The organism is Frankia sp. CcWB3, assembly GCF_977927595.1.
On the sequence record NZ_CDWRCK010000071.1, the window covers coordinates 1 to 17,705 of the forward strand.

General features: G+C 69.7%; 12 protein-coding genes, 1 tRNA gene and 3 pseudogenes. 9 read left to right on the forward strand and 7 right to left on the reverse strand.

What is annotated here, in order from left to right:
• Positions 1-1,195: pseudogene (locus ACY5KJ_RS07935) on the forward strand (penicillin-binding transpeptidase domain-containing protein); the annotation flags it as partial.
• Positions 1,196-1,278: 83 nt separating this feature from the next.
• Here the strand turns inward: ACY5KJ_RS07935 and ACY5KJ_RS07940 are convergent.
• Positions 1,279-1,737, reverse strand: a complete 459-nt coding sequence (locus tag ACY5KJ_RS07940) for a GatB/YqeY domain-containing protein (RefSeq protein ID WP_462185937.1) — start codon at positions 1,735-1,737, stop codon at positions 1,279-1,281.
• Between the two features lie 141 nt (positions 1,738-1,878).
• Between ACY5KJ_RS07940 and ACY5KJ_RS07945 the strand changes: the two are divergent.
• The 3 genes and pseudogenes from ACY5KJ_RS07945 (at position 1,879) to pyrH (ending at position 4,562) form a co-directional block, all read left to right on the forward strand.
• Positions 1,879-2,825 (forward strand): annotated as a pseudogene (locus ACY5KJ_RS07945) (metallophosphoesterase).
• Positions 2,826-2,853: 28 nt separating this feature from the next.
• Positions 2,854-2,930: transfer RNA gene (locus ACY5KJ_RS07950), tRNA-Pro, on the forward strand.
• 828 nt (positions 2,931-3,758) lie between these two features.
• On the forward strand, positions 3,759-4,562 hold the full coding sequence (gene pyrH / locus ACY5KJ_RS07955; protein ID WP_462203087.1) for a UMP kinase: 804 nt from the start codon (positions 3,759-3,761) through the stop codon (positions 4,560-4,562).
• A 344-nt stretch (positions 4,563-4,906) separates the two neighbouring features.
• Here the strand turns inward: pyrH and proS are convergent, their stop codons facing one another.
• Both proS and ACY5KJ_RS07965 read right to left on the reverse strand, forming a co-directional pair.
• A complete protein-coding gene (gene proS / locus ACY5KJ_RS07960; protein ID WP_462185924.1) occupies positions 4,907-6,313 on the reverse strand; it encodes a proline--tRNA ligase in 1,407 nt (468 codons plus the stop codon).
• 259 nt (positions 6,314-6,572) lie between these two features.
• Positions 6,573-6,974: pseudogene (locus ACY5KJ_RS07965) on the reverse strand (hypothetical protein); the annotation flags it as partial.
• 823 nt (positions 6,975-7,797) lie between these two features.
• Here ACY5KJ_RS07965 and pstS point away from each other — a divergent pair.
• From pstS to ACY5KJ_RS07990, 5 genes are all read left to right on the forward strand, one after another.
• Positions 7,798-8,907: a phosphate ABC transporter substrate-binding protein PstS gene (pstS, locus tag ACY5KJ_RS07970; RefSeq protein ID WP_462185925.1), complete on the forward strand. Its 1,110-nt coding sequence runs from the start codon at positions 7,798-7,800 to the stop codon at positions 8,905-8,907.
• Positions 8,908-9,132: 225 nt separating this feature from the next.
• Complete coding sequence (gene pstC / locus ACY5KJ_RS07975; protein ID WP_462185926.1) at positions 9,133-10,179, forward strand: phosphate ABC transporter permease subunit PstC; 1,047 nt, start codon at positions 9,133-9,135, stop codon at positions 10,177-10,179.
• Positions 10,176-11,240, forward strand: a complete 1,065-nt coding sequence (gene pstA / locus ACY5KJ_RS07980; RefSeq protein ID WP_462185927.1) for a phosphate ABC transporter permease PstA — start codon at positions 10,176-10,178, stop codon at positions 11,238-11,240. The genes pstC and pstA overlap by 4 nt, the downstream gene beginning before the upstream one ends.
• A gap of 121 nt (positions 11,241-11,361) precedes the next feature.
• Entirely contained in the window at positions 11,362-12,138 is a 777-nt protein-coding gene (pstB, locus tag ACY5KJ_RS07985) for a phosphate ABC transporter ATP-binding protein PstB (RefSeq protein ID WP_462185928.1), read from the forward strand.
• Between the two features lie 124 nt (positions 12,139-12,262).
• Positions 12,263-13,057 carry a response regulator transcription factor gene (locus ACY5KJ_RS07990; RefSeq protein WP_462185929.1) on the forward strand — a complete coding sequence of 265 codons (795 nt, stop codon included), beginning with the start codon at positions 12,263-12,265 and terminating at the stop codon, positions 13,055-13,057.
• Positions 13,058-13,074: 17 nt separating this feature from the next.
• Here the strand turns inward: ACY5KJ_RS07990 and ACY5KJ_RS07995 are convergent, their stop codons facing one another.
• The 4 genes from ACY5KJ_RS07995 to ACY5KJ_RS08010 all read right to left on the reverse strand — a co-directional run bounded on the left by ACY5KJ_RS07995 (position 13,075) and on the right by ACY5KJ_RS08010 (position 17,391).
• Positions 13,075-13,974 (reverse strand): HhH-GPD family protein, encoded by a 900-nt coding sequence (locus ACY5KJ_RS07995; protein ID WP_462185930.1) that lies wholly within the window; start codon positions 13,972-13,974, stop codon positions 13,075-13,077.
• 97 nt (positions 13,975-14,071) lie between these two features.
• Positions 14,072-15,151: a DNA integrity scanning diadenylate cyclase DisA gene (gene disA, locus ACY5KJ_RS08000; RefSeq protein WP_462203088.1), complete on the reverse strand. Its 1,080-nt coding sequence runs from the start codon at positions 15,149-15,151 to the stop codon at positions 14,072-14,074.
• A 131-nt stretch (positions 15,152-15,282) separates the two neighbouring features.
• A complete protein-coding gene (radA, locus tag ACY5KJ_RS08005) occupies positions 15,283-16,740 on the reverse strand; it encodes a DNA repair protein RadA (RefSeq protein ID WP_462185932.1) in 1,458 nt (485 codons plus the stop codon).
• A gap of 99 nt (positions 16,741-16,839) precedes the next feature.
• Entirely contained in the window at positions 16,840-17,391 is a 552-nt protein-coding gene (locus ACY5KJ_RS08010) for a copper chaperone PCu(A)C (protein WP_462203089.1), read from the reverse strand.
• Positions 17,392-17,705 lie beyond the last annotated feature (314 nt).

The window sequence follows — 17,705 nt, forward strand, 5'->3', positions numbered from 1 at the left end:
TCTGATCTCCGCGCTCGAATCGGGACTACCGCTTTCCACGACGCTGCACGCCCCCCTCTGCTACCACTCGAACGTCTTCCCGAACCCGGATCCCCAGGGCAAGAACTGCTACGGCAACGCCGACTCCAGCGAGGACGGTTTCTACTCGTTGACGACCGCCACCTGGTCATCGGTCAACACCTACTACATCCAGCTCGCCGAGAAGCTGGGCGTGCTGAAGACGGCCGAGGTGGCCCGTCGCATGGGCGTCACCTCGTGCCGGATCCGGCAGCACAACAACAACGATCCCGAATGCAGGGGGGTGGACGGGATCGGCCGGGTTGACGGCTCCTCCACCCTCGGATCCAACGAGATCAGCACCCTCGATCTGGCGACCGCCTACGCGACGTTGGCCGCGCGGGGCAGGAAGTGCGACGCGCGGACCGTGCTCGCGATCACCCAGCGGGTGGGCGGGACGGACCGGCCGCTTCCCTTCGACACCGGCGCTCCCTGCCAGCAGGTGCTCGACCCGAAGATTGCGGACAAGGTCAGCGCCGTGCTGCAGGGGGTCATCAACCACGGGACGGCCAGCGGGAACGGGCAGATCGGCCGGCCGGCCGCCGGCAAGACCGGCACCGCGGAGGGGTTCAGCACCGCCTCCTTCGCGGGTTACATCCCCCAGCTCGCCGCGGCCGTGACCCTCGCGGACCCGCGCGGACCGACGTCGCATCCCCTGATCAATGTGAAGGGTCGCAACGTCTTCGGTGGCGGATATCCCGCCCAGGTGTGGTCCCGCACGATGATCCGGACGATCGCCGGCCTCGGGCTACCGGTCGAACCGCTGCCGACCCCGGACAACACCCAGCCCAAGGTGCCGACGAAGGTACTGCCGGACGTGGTCGGGCAGCCGCAGCAGGTCGCCGAGCAGACGCTCGTCCAGCTGGGCTTCCATGTCAGGTCGCAGCCGGTCCCGCATCCGGCGCCTCCCGGCACCGTCGTGGCGATGTCGCCCGCCCCAGGCAGTGAGGTCTCGCTCAACACCGAGGTCACCCTGCAGATCTCCGGGGGGCTGACCGGCACGGCCGTCCTGCCGGGTGGATCGGCGCTACCCGGCTTCGGAACGCTCGCCCAGCCGAATGACGGCCGACCGGCCGGGGGCGGCCAGCCGGGCACGGACCTGCGTCGGCAGCTGAACGCTTCAGGCGGCTCGGGGCCGTTGGCCCGGGAGGACGCAGGGGTGGCCGGGGCCAGGGCGAGAGCCGGCTGCGCTGACCGGCTCACGCGGGCCGCGCGGCTCGCTCAGCCGCCCGCCAACCGGGCCTTCACGAGTGCGGCGACCCGGCCGCCGTCGGCCCGGCCGGCGACCGCGGCCTGCACGGGCTTCATGGCGGGACCGATCGCTCGTGGACCGCTGACATCCAGACCCGCGAGTACCTGGTCGATGATCGTGGCCAGTTCGTCGTCGCCGAGCTGCTTCGGCAGATATTCCTCGATCACCTCGCCCTCGGCCCGCTCGCGGTCCGCCTGGTCGCCGCGACCGGCCGCGGTGTAGGCGTCGGCCGCCTCCCGGCGCTTCTTCACCTCGCGGGTCAGGACCTTCGAAACCTCCGTGTCGTCGAGGACCCGCGCGGAGCTGCCGGCCACCTCCGCATCCTTCACCGCGGCCAGGGCCAGCCGCAGGGTGGACGTCCGCAGCTCGTCACGGGACTTCATCGCGACGGTCAGATCGGCGCGCAGACGTTCCTTGAGGGTGCTCATAACCACCGGAGCCTATGGTCTGCGGGCACGGTGGTCACGCCGGTTCCGTCGGCGGGGCGCCCGGTGGCGTGCGGCGCGGTGGCGCGCGGAACCGGGCCGGGTGGCGGCAGGTCACCGTCCGCGGTGGGTGAGACTGGGACGATGAACGCGCGTCACACAGCGGCGAGGACTCTCGTGGGTGTCGCGGCCGCGGGGGCGCTCGTGTCGGCCTACGGCGGGTTGTACGAGCGCACGGCGTACACCCTGCGGAGGGTGCGGATCCCGGTGCTGCCGGCCGGCGCGCGCCCCCTGCGCGTGCTGCACATCTCCGACCTGCACGTCGCCCCCCGTCAGCACGGCAAGCTCGCCTGGTTGGGGGACTTGGCCCGGCTCGTCCCCGACCTGGTCGCCCTGACTGGTGACGTGCTGTCCGCGGCCGACGCCCGGGATCCCCTGCTCGCCGCGCTGGAGCCGCTCTACTCGTTCCCCGGGGTCTTCGTACCGCGGGGAACAACGACTACTTCGTCCCGGCCCTGAAGAGCCCGCACCGCTACCTCCGGCGGGGCGACGAGGCCGAGCCCAAGGGCGCTCCGCTGAACTGGGCGGCCTTCGCCGGTGGTCTCGCCGCCGCCAGCGGGTGGACCGAGCTGACCAACGTGCGGGCGGTCATCGAGGTCGACGGTCGCCGGATCGACCTGCGTGGCGTGGACGACGCCCGGCTGCGCCGCGACCGGCTCGCGGTCGTGACCGGCCCCCCGGAGCCCGGCGTCGAGCTCGCGTTGGGACTGTCCCACACACCGGAACCGCGGGTCCTCGACGCGTTCACGGCGGACGGGGTGGGGCTCACCCTTTCGGGGCACACGCACGGGGGCCAGATCCGGCTGCCCCGAGTCGGGGCGCTCGTGACCAACTGCGGGCTGGACCGGGCTCGGGTTCGCGGACTGTCCCGTCACGAGGTCGACGGGCGGTCGTCCTGGCTGCACGTGTCGCCCGGGCTGGGCACGTCCCCGTTCGCGCCGCTGCGCCTCGGCTGCCGGCCGGAGGCGACCCTGCTCACCCTGGTGCCGGCCGGGGTGCCGGCCGGCGACCCCACCCCGTCGGACCACTGAGCCCGTCGGGTATGCTTCATCTCGGTCACGGGGTGTGGCGCAGCTTGGTAGCGCGCTTCGTTCGGGACGAAGAGGTCGTGGGTTCGAATCCCGCCACCCCGACCAGATGACGCGTCGCACCCCGTCTCCCCGGCAGGGAGGCGGGGTTCCTGCCGCCCAGGGGGGGATCGGCCGCTTCTGAGCGTCCTACCCGATTACCCGTCCACCCCACGGCCGCTCTCCCTTACCCGCACATCCTCCTCGGCCGCGAGCACTGAGCCGGCAGCTAGGCGCCGGCAGGGCACCGATCGGCCTGCCGTCTTCGGCCGATTGCTGCCCTGCCGCGTTGCGCGGCTTGCATTCGCCGAAATCCCCCCCCCCAGACGGTGGACGCAACCAGTCCGATCAGGCCACTCAGGATAGGGATCAGTGCAGTCGACCGTAATAACGACGGCCTTCCGGGTAAGAACATCGCAACAGTTCTCCTCTGCGGTATCGGATCCGTCGCGCCGCTCACCGTCGGTGGCCTCGCTTCGAGCATATCCAGTATTCTCCTGCCGGGCTCCGGCGAAGTCGTCTGTCGGTAATCCAGATTCGTGATCGCGTGGAGCGGTTGTTCGGGTCGGCGGGAGTGGTGACGTAGTCCTTGGGTGATCTTGGTGGTGCCGGCCGGGCGCGGGATACTGATCCATCGCCGCCGTCTCGTCCCCACCGCCGGCGTCCACGCACTGCCGGACCCGACCTCCGGCCGCCCCCGGAGCCTAATGGCGGTTGATCACGACGGCGGTCGTCGGTGGGCCGCCGGCGAAAGGTGCTGCGGGTACGGTCCGCCGTCGGCGGATCTCCCGGACGCGCCCGTCGTGCGACGTGCCCGGGAGCCGGGTGCTCTACCGTGTACCGGAGGGGTCATAGGCTCATGATCGATCATTGGCCCGCCTACGTTAAGATCGCACCATGGAAAAGGGGAAGCGGGAGACAGTGACGAGATACCGCCGAGTGGTCGTCAAACTGAGCGGTCGCGCGATCGCCGGTTCCGCCGAATTCGGCTTCGATTCCAACGCGCTGGAGCACCTCGCCCGAGAAATCATCGCCGTCCGCCAGTCCGGCGTGGAGGTGGCGATCGTCGTCGGCGGTGGGAACCTCTTCCGTGGTAACCAGTCGGGCCGGTGGGGTATTGACCGGGTCGAAGCCGACAATATCGGCATGTTGAGTACGGTCATCAACAGTCTGTTGCTCCGGGGGAAGCTCACCGCGCTGGGTGAGGACAACCTGCGGGTGATGACGGCGGTTCCCGTTCCGGCGGTGGCCGAGCCCTACATCCGGCTGCGAGCGGTGCACCTGCTGGAGAAGGGGGCGACGGTCATCCTCGCCTGCGGCAACGGCCAGCCCTTCCTCACTACCGACTACCCGGCGGTGCAGCGGGCGCTGGAGCTCAATGCCGACGCGGTGCTGGCCGCCAAGGACGGCGTGGACGGCGTCTACGACAGCGATCCGAAGATCAATCCAGGGGCCAGGCTCTTCTCGCACCTCAGTTATGACGAGGTGATCAGCCGCGGGCTCCGGGTGATGGATCAGTCGGCCTTCATCTTGGCCCGTGACTTCGATATGCCGCTGCATATCTTCGATATCGAGCAGCGGGGCGCGATGACGGCGATCTGCCGTGGTGAGCACCGGGGGACGGTCATCTCCTCTTCGCCGGAGAAGTCCGAAGAGTTCGGGAACGAGGTGCTGGCCAGCCCCGCCGAATCGACGGCCTGATCCCAAAATCGACGGCCTGATCCCGAGGCGCCGGCCACACAATCGATCTCGACGTCGGTCCCGATCTGCCCCCGAGGGGCAGGTCGAGGGAGATCGAATCCGCTTCTCGAAGGACGGGCGCGGTTTGTCTGCACGGCGGCGGACTCACCGCGGGACGCATTACGCCCGTTTCGTGGACGAAGACGACGACTCCTAACCCGGTCCCATAATTCAAGCTTCGTGAAGATACGTTCGTGAAGATACGACTGACCTAGGTTTCCACGGTCGCCGCCGACAGGTCCCCGTCCGCCTGCGCGGCTGATCGTCTCTGTTCCGGACGGCCACCACGCCAGGGATCTTGGACGTCAGTAGGAGCGGGCGATCAGGCAGACGAGGTCGTCGGCGTCGCTGCCGGCCTCGGGGATCCCGCCGTCCGGTGTCTGGAGGCACCGCACGGTGAGCGATTCCTCGGCGAGCTCGGCCTCGCCCTCCTCGCCGACAAGGCGCCAGGGGATCCGGGCGAAGCCGGCCTGGGCGGCCCGGGCGGCCTCGGCAACGGTAGCGACGTCCGTCGTCCGGCTCTCGCGTAGGGCCAGCGCCTCGGCGTACAGGTCGGCCTGCACCTCGTCCAGCAGCACCGGCACCCGCGCGGCGGCCTCGGCCAGCGGCACCGGCACTTTCTCGGAGGTGTCCCGGCGCACCAGGGTGACGTTGCCCGCGGCCAGGTCCCGCGGACCCACCTCGACCCGTACCGGGATGCCCTTGATCTCCGCGTCGGTGACCCGCCGGCCGAAGGACAGCCCGGGACGGGCGTCGACCTGCACCCGAAGACCGGCGTCGGTCAGCGCGGCGGCGATCTGGCGGGCCTTCGTGACGACGGTCTCGTCGTCGCGCACCGGCAGGACCACGACCTGCGTCGGCGCCAACCGGGGCGGGACACGCAGGCCGTTGTCGTCGCCATGCGCCATGATCAGCCCGCCGACCATCCGGGTCGAGCAGCCCCACGACGTCGTCCACGCCAGGTGCCGGGCTCCGTCGGCGCCGAGGAAGTCGATGGTGAAGGCGCGGGCGAAGTTCTGGCCGAGCTCGTGACTGGTCGCCATCTGCAGGGCCTTGCCGTCGCCCATCATGCCCTCGCAGGTCATCGTGTTGGTCGCGCCGGCGAACCGTTCCCGGCGCGTCTTCACTCCGACGAACACCGGGACCGCCAGCACCTGCGTCATGAAGTCGCGGTAGACCTCGAGCGCGATCCGACGGGCGTAGGCCGCGGCATCGGCCTCGTCGGCGTGCGCGGTGTGGCCCTCCTGCCAGAGGAACTCGCTGCTGCGCAGGAACAGCCGGGGACGCAGCTCCCACCGGACCACGTTCGCCCACTGGTTGAGCAGCAGCGGCAGGTCACGGTAGCTCTGGGTCCACTTGGCCAGGTATTCGCCGATCACGGTCTCGCTGGTGGGCCGGACGACTACGGGCTCCTCCAGCTCCTTGCCGCCACCGATGGTGACCACCGCCAGCTCCGGGCTGAAGCCCTCGACGTGCTCGGCCTCCCGGCGCAGGTAGCTCTCGGGGATGAACAGGGGGAAGTAGGCATTGACGGCCCCGGCGGCCTTGATCCGGGAGTCCACCTCGGCCTGCATGCGTTCCCAGATCGCGTAGCCGTACGGTCGGATGACCATCGTCCCGCGGACGGGGCCGTTGTCGGCCAGCTCGGCCTTGGCGAGCACGTCCTGATACCAGCGCGGAAAGTCGGTCGAGCGGGAGGTGAGTACAGCCACCCCGCCACGATATTGCCTCGACCACGGCTCGTGGCCCCGGGGACCGGCACCTGTTGTGTCCCCGCCCCGGCGGGCGCCCCCGGATGCCGCTCGGAAGGCGCCTCGCGCCGGTCGCGGTCGTCTCGGCTGACGGCCCGTCGCCAGAGTGGACGGTCGCTGAGGGGACGGTCCAGGTCCGGCCCGGATCGCCGCCGCGTCCGACCGGCTGCCCGTCGACCCCGCGCCGAGAATCCCGCGAAACCTCCTGGAATACCAGTGAGACGTCCACGTCGCCGTGATGGCTGACCAGCGCGGCCGTGGGGGGAACGATGATCATCGCGGTGGTCAGGTCGGCGGCGGTGGCTCCCGGGGCGAGGAGCAGCTCGTGTTGGACGAGTAAGCCGTCGTTGACGGTGACCACCTCGGCCAGTGACCGTGGCCGTCCCCCGATGACCGGACGGGGTTCCGGCAGGAGATCGTCGCTGTCGACGGTGTTCATGTTCTGGTCGTCCTCCGTTGTCGTGTCGCGTGTCGTGCCGCGTCTGGTTGGTGCCGCCGGCACGGGGGTGCGCAGCGCCGGCCCCGGGTCGTCCGGCCGACCGGGCGCGGCGGTACCCGCGGGCTCTGCGCCATGCGGTCTGCCGCTTGCCGGACCCCGCCGATCCGCCGCGTGACGGGACATCGTCGTCCCGCCACGCGGCGGTGGCTGGTCGTGGCGCGCTTCATCGCCGGGCGGGACGGCTCCCGGTGGGCGGGCCGGCGCAGGCGGATGCGCTGGTCGGATGGAACGGACGGGTCGTGCTGCTCTTCGGATACGCCGTTGATGCTGTCAGCCACATCGATGTTGCTTTACAGCAAAGCATGAGAACGCGGGGTTGGCTACCGGCGATCTGTGCTCAGAGCGGACGTCTGGTAACAGAGGACGAAGATCCCGATCAGCTGCGTAGCGCGGCGCGCGGGTTGGCCGCTTCGCCGGCTCCGTCCCACTGCGTCGCAGGGCGCGGCGCCCCGGGTCGGACATGACACGCGTCGGTGAACTTTCGGTGCTTGCCGCGTCGGAAGGTTGGCAGCGATGGTGCCGCTCGATGACCGTGAATGATCCAGTTCCGGCAGCTCGGCGATCTTCCTGTCAAGCTCTCGCCTGTTCCTGTCCGTTCTCTCCAGGCTTCCGTCCGTTCTCGTCCACTTCCGTCCGTTCTCGTCACGCTCCTGTCCGTGGCCGAGAGTCACTCGTCCACGGCGCTCCGGGTGTGGCGTGATGTTTGGGGTGACGAGTGAGAGTGACTATTTGTCGATCATTCGACACGCACGGTTGTGATCGGATTGGCCGCGGGCTGGCTAATCAACCACGAATCCAGTGACATGGATGTGTTCCGGCTGGTGATAGGTCCGCGTTCGCGGACGTTCACCTTGCGTTCATTCGAGATGGCTTCGATTCTTGTCGGCGCCCCAGTCCAGGGGGCGGACGATTCGGCGCCGTAGCGCGCAAGAACGAAGGGCTGCTCGTGAACCGAGGCAAGCGTCAGGCCGCCGTCGGGGCTGCAATGGTGGCACTGCTCACTGTGGCGGCGTGTGGCACCGACGACAACAGTGACTCCGGCGACACCGGGGCGAAGCCGTCGAACGGGGCGAGCGCGATCGCCTGCGAGAAGGGTTCCATCACCGGATCGGGTTCCTCCGCGCAGAAGAACGCGATGGACGAATGGGTCAAGGCGTACCAGAACGCCTGCGACGGCGCAACGATCAACTACCAGTCGACGGGGTCCTCGACCGGTCGGCAGCAGTTCATCGCCAAGCAGATTTCCTTCGCCGGTTCCGACTCGGCGCTGAAGGACCAGCAGAAGGCCGACGCGGACAATCGCTGTACCCCCGGTACGGCTGTCGACCTGCCGATGGTGGTCGGCCCGGTCGCGCTTGTGTACCACCTTTCGGGTGTCGACAAGCTCCAGCTGTCCGCCCCGACGATAGCGAAGATCTTCTCCGGTGCCATCACCAAGTGGAACGACCCGGCGATCACGGCGGAGAACAGTGGGGTTACTCTGCCTGACGCGCCGATCGCCTCGGTGCACCGGTCCGACGGTTCCGGTACCACCGACAACTTCACCAAGTTCCTGAAGGGCGCGGCCGGCGCCGCCTGGACCTTCGACTCCGGCTCGGACTGGAAGGCCCCGGGCGGCCAGGGTGCCAAGGGCAGCGAGGGGGTGACTGCGACCGTGAAGTCCACCGAGAACTCGATCGGTTATGTGGAGCTCTCCTATGCGGAGAACGCCGGGCTGTCCACGGTCGCGGTCAAGAACGGTGCCGGCGAGTACGTCAAGGCGAGCACGGATGGTGCCTCCCTCGGCCTGAGCACCGCGAAGATCGCCAGCGGTGACGACCTGAAGCTCACCTTCGACTACGCCGCGGCGACCAAGGGGGCGTACCCGATCTACCTGGTCACCTACGAGATCGCCTGCACCGCTGGTCTCCCGGCCGACCAGGCCAAGCTGGTCAAGTCCTTCCTGACCTACACCGCGTCGGACGCGGGCCAGTCCTCGATCGCCGACCTTGGTTACGCGCCGCTGCCGGACTCGGTAGCGACCCGGGTCCGCACGGTGGTCGACAAGCTGTCCTGACGTCGATCTGACGCAGCTCCGATCGGACTATCCGGTGCCCGCGGTGGGGTGAACAGCCCCACCGCGGGTCCGTTGTTCGTTGACGACGGCGAGAGCATCCGGGCCAGAACGGCAGACCAGAACAGCGCACTAGAACAGACCAACAGCACCAGACCAGCCAAGACGGTGACGGCCAGGGCATTCACGAGCGGAAGTCGAGTTCGGAGCACCAGGGGAAGAGGGACCATGACGACGGAGCCGGACAGCTCGGCGGACGCCGAGTCTCGGGGGGCCGCTTCGGCGACGGCCGCCCCATCGGGAGGTGATCGGCCGGCCGGCGGGCTGGCGGACACCTCGACAGGCAAGGCCAAGGTCGGCGTCGCTGACCTGATCTTCAAGAATGCCACCCGCACGGCCGGGGTCGGGCTGCTGGTACTGATCGCCGCGATCGCGGCCTTCCTGGTACTGCGCGCCACCAATGCCCTCGACGCCAATACCGGGAACTTCTTCACCACGGAGGAGTGGTTCCCCAACGCCACGCCGCCGGTTTTCGGTATCGCCGCACTGCTGTTCGGCACGATGATCACTGCTGCCATCGCAATGATCATCGCCGTTCCGGTCGCGGTGGGCATCGCCCTGTTCATTACGGTGTACGCACCTCGCCGGATGGCCTCCGCCCTCGGCTACATCGTCGATCTGCTGGCGGCCGTGCCGAGCGTCGTCTACGGCCTGTGGGGACTGCTCGTGCTCGCGCCGCACATGAAGGGCATCCAGAGCTGGCTGACCGACTACTTCGGGTGGATCCCGCTGTTCGAGACCGATCGCGGGGTCGGCCGGTCGATCTTCGTTGCGAGTGTCGTCCTCGCGATCATGATTCTGCCGATCGTCGCCGCGTTGTCCCGCGAGGTGTTCCTGCAGGTGCCTATTGCGCATCGGGAGGCGGCGATGGCGCTGGGCGCGACCTGCTGGGAGATGATCAGAACCGCCGTCCTGCCCTACGGCAAGCCGGGCGTCATCAGTGCCTCGATGCTGGGCCTCGGGCGGGCGATGGGCGAGACCATCGCGGTCGCCCTGGTCCTGCCGGCGTCGTTCAACATCTCCTGGCAGATCCTCGCGCCGGCCGGTAACACCATCGCCGCGAACGTGGCGAACGGATGGGGCGAGGCCAACGACATCGGCCGCGGTGCGCTTATCGCGTCCGGTCTCGTGCTCTTCATCGTCACCATGCTGGTCAACATCATCGCTCGCGCCATCATCGCGCGGCGGCGTGAGTTCTCGGGGAGTGCCGCATGAACACCGCGACCGTTCCCGGCCCCGCCGTCGAGGGCGGTGAGGACCGGCTGCAGCTGCGGGGCCGGGTCCTGCCCCGCTGGGTACCGCTCGCTGCCGTCGCCGGTGCCGTCGTCCTGACGGCCCTGATCTACCTGGTGACCTCGATCTCCAGCAGGATCCAGTTCCCCCTGCTGGTTGCCGTCTTCTTCATCCTCGCGATGACCGTGGCCTCGACGCTGGTCGAGGGCGGCCGCCGGGCCCGGGACCGGTTCGCGACGAACCTGGTCTACGCCGCCTTCCTGCTCGCGGTCATCCCCCTGCTCGCGGTGCTCGTGAATGTGATCGAGAAAGGTGCGAGGCGGCTGCGCCCCGAGTTCTTCACTCACTCGATGAACGGCATCGGCGCCCGTGACGTCGGTGGTGGCATCTACCACGCGATCATCGGCACGGTGGAGCAGGTCGCGTTGGCGAGCCTGCTGGCCGTGCCGTTCGGTCTGCTGGTGGCCATCTACCTGGTGGAATATGGCCGCGGCCGGGTCAGCCGGGTAATCAGCTTCTTCGTCGACGTGCTCACCGGTCTTCCCTCGATCATCGCGGGTCTGTTCATCCTGGCGTTCTGGATCCTCGCCTTCCACCAGGGCTTCTCCGGATTCGCGGGTGCCCTGGCCCTCACGGTGCTCATGATTCCGATCGTGGTGCGCTCCGCCGAGGAAATGCTGAAGCTCGTTCCGGACGAGCTGCGGAAGGCCAGCTACGCCCTCGGGGTGGCGCGTTGGCGGACCATCCTCAAGGTGGTCGTCCCCACCGCGTTGCCCGGGATCGTGACCGGCGTCATGCTCGCGGTCGCCCGCGTTGCCGGCGAGACCGCGCCGCTGCTGCTGACCGTCTTCGGTACGAACCTCATCAACGCCAACCCGTTCTCCGGGGAGCAGTCCGCACTGCCGCTGTACATCTACTCGCAGGCCGGCCAGCCGCAGCAGTCGGCGGTGGACCGGGCCTGGGCCGCCGCCCTGGTACTCATCATCATCATGCTGCTGCTCAACTTCATCGCTCGTCTGGTCGCCAGACGCTCGCGGCTGTGATGACCCTGACCCGGGATGACAGCGCGGCACAGATCATGCCCTATCTCATCCCATTTAGTCCCATCCCATCTGATCCGACCCTCTGAAACAGCATCCAGGCAGATCGTGAGTCGAGGTAGCCATGGCCACCCGCATCGACGTTTCCGGGCTGACGGCGTACTACGGGAAGTTCAAAGCCGTAGCCGACGTGAACCTGACCATCGAGCCGAAGAACGTCACCGCATTCATCGGGCCGTCCGGATGCGGGAAGTCGACGGTGCTGCGCACGCTCAACCGGATGCACGAGGTGCTTCCGGGGGCCCGGGTCGAGGGGCAGGTGCTCCTCGACGGTGAGGATCTGTACGGGCCCGGGACGGACCCGGTGGCCGTCCGCCGCACCGTCGGGATGGTCTTCCAGCGACCGAACCCGTTCCCGACCATGTCCGTCTACGAGAACGTCATCGCCGGGCTCAAGCTGAACGGGATCCGCAAGAAGGCGCTCCTCGACGAGCGGGCCGAGGAGTCACTGCGGGGCGCGAACCTCTGGGAGGAGGTCAAGGACCGGCTGGGCCGGCCGGGCGCGGGTCTGTCCGGTGGGCAGCAGCAGCGGCTCTGCATCGCCCGGGCGATCGCGGTGGAGCCGCAGGTCCTGCTGATGGACGAGCCGTGCTCCGCGCTCGACCCGATCTCCACTCTTGCGATCGAGGATCTGATCGCGAAGTTGAAGTCGAGCTTCACCATCGTCATCGTCACCCACAACATGCAGCAGGCGTCGCGGGTCAGCGACTCGACCGCCTTCTTTTCGCTGGAGAAGACCGGCGACCCCGGCCGCCTCGTCGAGTACGACAAGACCTCGCAGATCTTCAGCAACCCCAAGGAAAAGCGGACCGAGGACTACATCTCCGGACGGTTCGGCTGACGGACGGGGAGATTGGCGGACAGGACGCGCGGATGCTCCCGGTACCGCGTGGGGCCGGTCAACCGGGGGGCAAGACCGTGGCTCGACAGGCGAGGACCCGGCCGTTCCGGCAGGCCTGGCGGTCGTGGCAGTAGACCCGGCAGCCGACGGGCGTCGGTACCGCGGCCCGTTCGGTGGGACGCGGAGACGGACGACGGGCACCGGGCCGGGGGGCTGCCCGGCGCTGTTGATCGCGGACGAGGACGTCGACGACGGCATGCTCGACGCCTTCGTCGCGAACGGTGTCGAGGTCAGTGTGGTGGCGGACGGGGCGCTGGCCCTGCTGGAGATCGGTCTGCGGCATCCGGCCGCGCTGCTGATCAGTGCCCGGCTGCCCGTGGTGGACGGGGTGACCGTCGTGCGGACGGTGCGTAGCGTGCCCGGTCACGACGACGTGCCGATTCTCCTCGCGGTCGGCCCCGATGACCGGCCGAGAGCTGCCGCCGGACTCGACGCGGGGGCCAGCGCCTGCGTGGGCAAGCCGTACCGGGTTCCCGAGGTCCTCGCGATGGTGGGGTTCATCGGAACCGGACGGGCCGGAACGTATCCGCCCCGGATGCACGAGCCGGAGGTGCTGCGCGGCGGACGGGTGCTGCTGGACCGCGCGGCGCACGAGGTCCGTCTCGACGGGGCCGTGGTCCCGGTCCCGCCGCGGGAGTTCCGGCTGCTCGCGCTGCTCCTGGAACAGACGGGCCGGGTCGTCACGCGCGAGACGCTGCTGCGAGAGGTCTGGGGTTCGGCGCAGACGGAGACGAACACGCTTGCCGTGCACGTGCGGCGGCTGCGGCGGCGGCTGGGCGAGACGGCCGGCCAACCGACGGTCATCGAGAGCATCCGCGGGGTCGGCTACCGCTTCCGCGCCGTTGCCGATCCGGGTTGAGCCCTTCCGCAGGGACGTCAGCCGGGCAGCGCGTAGACGCCCGGCGCCACCCGTACCACGAGGCCATCGTCGATCAGTCCGGCGAGGGCGCGGGTCCGCTGCACCGGATCGTCCCAGACCTGGTCGAGGATCTCCTGACCCACCTCCGGACTGGCGTCACGCAGGACGGCGAGCAGCCGGCCGCGGACCTGGCGGTCGGTGCCGGCGTACCCCTGGGGCCGGCGCGCGGGCCCCGCGCTCGGCGGGCTGCCCGCGGACACCCACGCACACCGTCCCAGCAGGGGGCAGGCGGCGCAGCGAGGCATCCGGGCAACGCAGACCAGCGCGCCGAGCTCCATGAACGCGGCGCTGGCCCGGGCGGCCGTCTCGGCGTCCGGCGGCAACAGCTCCGCGATCTCGACCAGGTCGCGGCGGCTGACCGTGGCCGGCGGGTCGGCTCTTCCCTCGACGGCCCGGGCGAACAGCCGGCGCACGTTGACGTCGACGACCGGATGGCGCTGGCGGAAGGCGAAGGCGGCAACCGCCCGCGCGGTGTACGTCCCGATGCCGGGCAGCGCGAGGAGATCGTCGAGGTGCCGGGGGATCTCGCCGTCGTGCCGTTCGACGACGACGGTCGCCGCCTGGTGCAGCCGCAGCGCGCGCCTGGGGTAGCCTAACCGGCCCCACGCCCGGACGGCCTCCCCGGCCGGCTCGGCGGCGAGCGCGGCGGGCGTCGGCCACCGGTCCAGCCAGGCCTCCCAGACTGGCAGCACCCGGCTGACCGGGGTTTGTTGCAGCATCACCTCGCTGACCATGATTGCCCAGGGGCTCGTCAGGGGACGGCGCCACGGCAGGTCCCGGCCACAGACGGCGAACCAGTCCAGGACGAGATCGGCCAGTGGTCCGGGCGCGCTGCTGATTCCGGCTGTGCTGGTCATTCCCGCCATCGTGCCAGGCGACCAGGCCGGCCGGAGGCGGCAGGCGGCCTCCCGTCGCCTTCGGCTACTACACCTAGCACTACCGTACGCAGCGTTACTACACGTAGCGTTCGAGAATGCTCGACTCGGCGAGCCGGGAGAGGCCCTCGCGGACCGCTCGGGCGCGGGTCTCCCCGACGCCGTCGACGGCCTGCAGATCGTCAACCCCGGCGGCGAGCAGTTTCTGCAGGGTGCCGAAATGATCGACGAGCCGGTCGACCACCATCCGTGGCAGCCGGGGCACCTTCGCCAGCATGCGGTAACCGCGCGGACTGATCTGCCGGTCCAGGATGTCCGCCCCGCCGGAGAATCCGATCACCCTGGCGAGGACGGTGAGGTCGAGCAGGTTGGTCGGAGACATCGCGGACAGCTCGCCCAGGACCTGCGCGGCCGTCCCCGCCTTCGACCCGATCGGCAGATAGTCGCGGACGGTGAGTTCACGCTCGGTCTCGACTCCGGCCATCAGCTCCTCGAGCTGCAGGGACAGCAGCCGGCCGTCGGTGCCGAGCTCGACGACGTAGCCTTCGATCTCGTCGGCTATGCGGCGCACCATCTCCAGCCGCTGGCTCACCGAAATCGCGTCGCGGACCGTGACGAGGTCCTCGATCTCCAGTGCGGACAGGGTGCCCGCGACCTCGTCAAGCCGCAGCTTGTAAGGCTCGAGGGTGGCCAGGGCCTGGTTCGCCCGGGACAGGATGGCGGCCGAGCCGTCCAGCACGTACCGCCGCCCGGCGACGTACAGCGCGATGATGTGCATCGACTGGCTGACCGAGATGACGGGGAACTCGGCCTGCTTGGCGACCCGCTCGGCGGTCCGGTGCCGCGTGCCGGACTCCTCTGTCGGGACCGTTGGATCCGGTACCAGATGCACCGCCGCGCGGACGATGCGCTGCAGGTCGGACGACAGCACGATCGCGCCGTCCATCTTGGCCAGCTCGCGCAGCCGGGTTGCCGAGAACTCCACGTCGAGCTCGAAGCCACCGGTGCACAGACCCTCGACGACCTTGTCGTGGCCGAGGACGATCAGTGCGCCGGTGTGCCCGCGCAGGATGCGTTCCAGGCCGTCGCGAAAGGGGGTTCCGGGCGCGACCGCGGCCAGTGTCGCCCGGAAGATGTCGTCTCCGGGTGGTCCTGCCATCAGGCTCCCTCAACTCCTCGGCTTCCCCCACCGTCTCCCTTTACCACTGTCGCGATGCTATCGGGGCGACGGGAGCCGGTGGGGTCCGCCTCATCGTGAAGTACCGATATGGTTAGAAAAATACACACTTTCTACGTTTCATGCATTTTGCCGATCGCGCCGATCAGGTCGGGTACCTCGGTGACTTTCATGCCGTCCGGAGCCGGGCCGGGGTCCGCCGGAACGAGCGCCCGGCGAAAGCCGAGCCGGGCCGCGGCGGCGAGCCGTTGGCGTACCGAGCCCACCGCGCGGACCTCCCCGGCCAGGCCGACCTCGCCGACAGCGACGAGATCGGCCGGCAACGGACGGTCTCTGGCCGCGCTGACGATCGCCAAGGCCGTCGCGAGGTCCGCTGCGGGCTCGGCCAACCGAACCCCGCCGACGGTCGCGGCGTACACGTCGGCCCGGCCGAAGCGCACCTTCGCCCGGCGCTCGACCACGGCGAGAATCATCGCCACCCGGGCCGGATCGAGCCCGGACACGGCGCGCCGGGGGATCTGCGCCGAGGTCTCCGCCACCAGAGCCTGAACCTCGGCGACGAGTGGCCGTCGGCCCTCGACCGTTACGGTGACACAGGTTCCCGGCACCGCCTCCAGCCCCGCGCCGCCGGACCGGGACAGGAACAGCCCGCTCGGGTCGGCGATGCCATGGATACCGGAATCGTCCATCTCGAAACAGCCGACCTCGTCGGCCGGTCCATACCGATTCTTGCCCGCGCGGACCAGGCGCAGTGCGGAGTGCCGCTCGCCCTCGAAATGCAGCACCACGTCGACCAGATGTTCCAGGAGGCGCGGTCCGGCGACCAGACCATCCTTCGTGACATGGCCGACAAGCACCGTCACGAGTCCCAGCGCCTTGGCCGTCCGGATCAGGGCCGCGGTGACCTCACGGACCTGGGTGACCCCGCCCGCGGCTCCGTCTACCCCGGCCGCGGAGATGGTCTGCACCGAATCGACCACCAGCAGGGCGGGTGAGACCTCCTCGACGTGACGCAGGACGGCGCCGAGGTCCGTCTCGGCGGCGATCCACAGGTCCTCGTGCAGCGCACCCGTCCGACCCGCCCGCAGCCTGACCTGCGCCGCGGACTCCTCCCCGGTGACGACCAGCGCGCGGGCACCGGCGGCGGCGCTGCGGGCCGCGACCTCCAGCAACAGGGTGGACTTGCCGACCCCCGGTTCCCCGGCGAGCAGGATCACAGCGCCGGGAACGAGGCCGCCGCCCAGCACGCGGTCGAGCTCGTCTATCCCGGTCGGGCGACGCCTCGTCGCGGTCACGTCGACGGACATGACCGGCAGAGCCGGTGCCGTCACTGCGGCGGACGAGGCGGAGCGACCCCCCGCGACCAGGCCGGCCCCGCGGCGTGGGGCGGGGGCCTGCGCCTCCAGCGTGCCCCACTCCTGGCAGCGCGAGCATCGTCCCGCCCACCGCACGGACTCCGAGCCGCAGCTGTTACACCGGAACCCGCCTGAGGCCGCACGGCTCGACGGGCGACCGCCGGCCGACGGGCGAGTGGATGCCATGGACGCAACGTTAGTCCGCTGGTCCGACATGTCGGTGACAGCGGCGCGCGGAATGGGTCCCCGGGCGTCGGGTACCCGCGAATGGGGATACTCGGCCGGATCCCGCTGGGCGGATCGGCAGGCGGTGGGTCAGCCCGCGGTGGTGGCGCCGGCCGACGGCGAGGCGGGCTCCTGCCCTGCCCCCGGGGTCCCGGTAACCGCACCCGGCGCCGCCGAGGCGCCGGGTGCGGGCTGCTCCACCGGAACGTCCAGGATGATACTGCCGGCCTTGGCGAAGGTGATGGTGACGGGCACCTGGGACCCGATCAACAGGTTCTTCTGGACGTTCTGCAGGGTCGGCGCGGAGCCGTCGGCAATGAAGATCTTTCCGGAACCGGGTGGCAGCTCGGCGGGGCTCGGTACCTTGCCGCCCGCCGCGAGGGGGGAGGACACGCCGATGATGGTGTCAGGCTCGGTGCCCGCGTTGAAGAACGCCGAGACGATCTGTGCGGAGTCTCCCCGGGACAGCGGGCCTGCTACATAGACGTTGCGCAGCGTGATGCTGCCGACGGCGCTCGAGACGCTGTTGGTCGTGGTCCGGGCGAGGTTCGTCAGCGCGTCGTTGCCGGAAGCGCAGCTTGCCAGGCCAGCGGACCCGACCACCGAGGCCAGGATCGCGGCACCGATCCGGCGGGAGGCCATACGCCGCCTGAAGGTGGACTGTCGACCGGCGTCGTGGCCCGGCTCCGGGGCGGCGGACGCCCCGCCGACGGCGGGTGTGGCTGACGTGGAACGGGCACCCAGACGGCGGCTCACAGCTCGGTGGCTCCTCCTGCGCGAGACCGGTGCCTCGGGTGCGCACCGGTGCTGGTTGACGGTCGTCCCGTGGGGCGACCACCGGTGGCGCCGCCTCCATCGCCGGCCGTCGTAACCGGCGCGGAGAGGTCACCCCCGGTGCCCGGATGATTCGGTCTAAGACGGTCCGTCTCCCGACTCACCCGCGCGGGGCTAGGGCC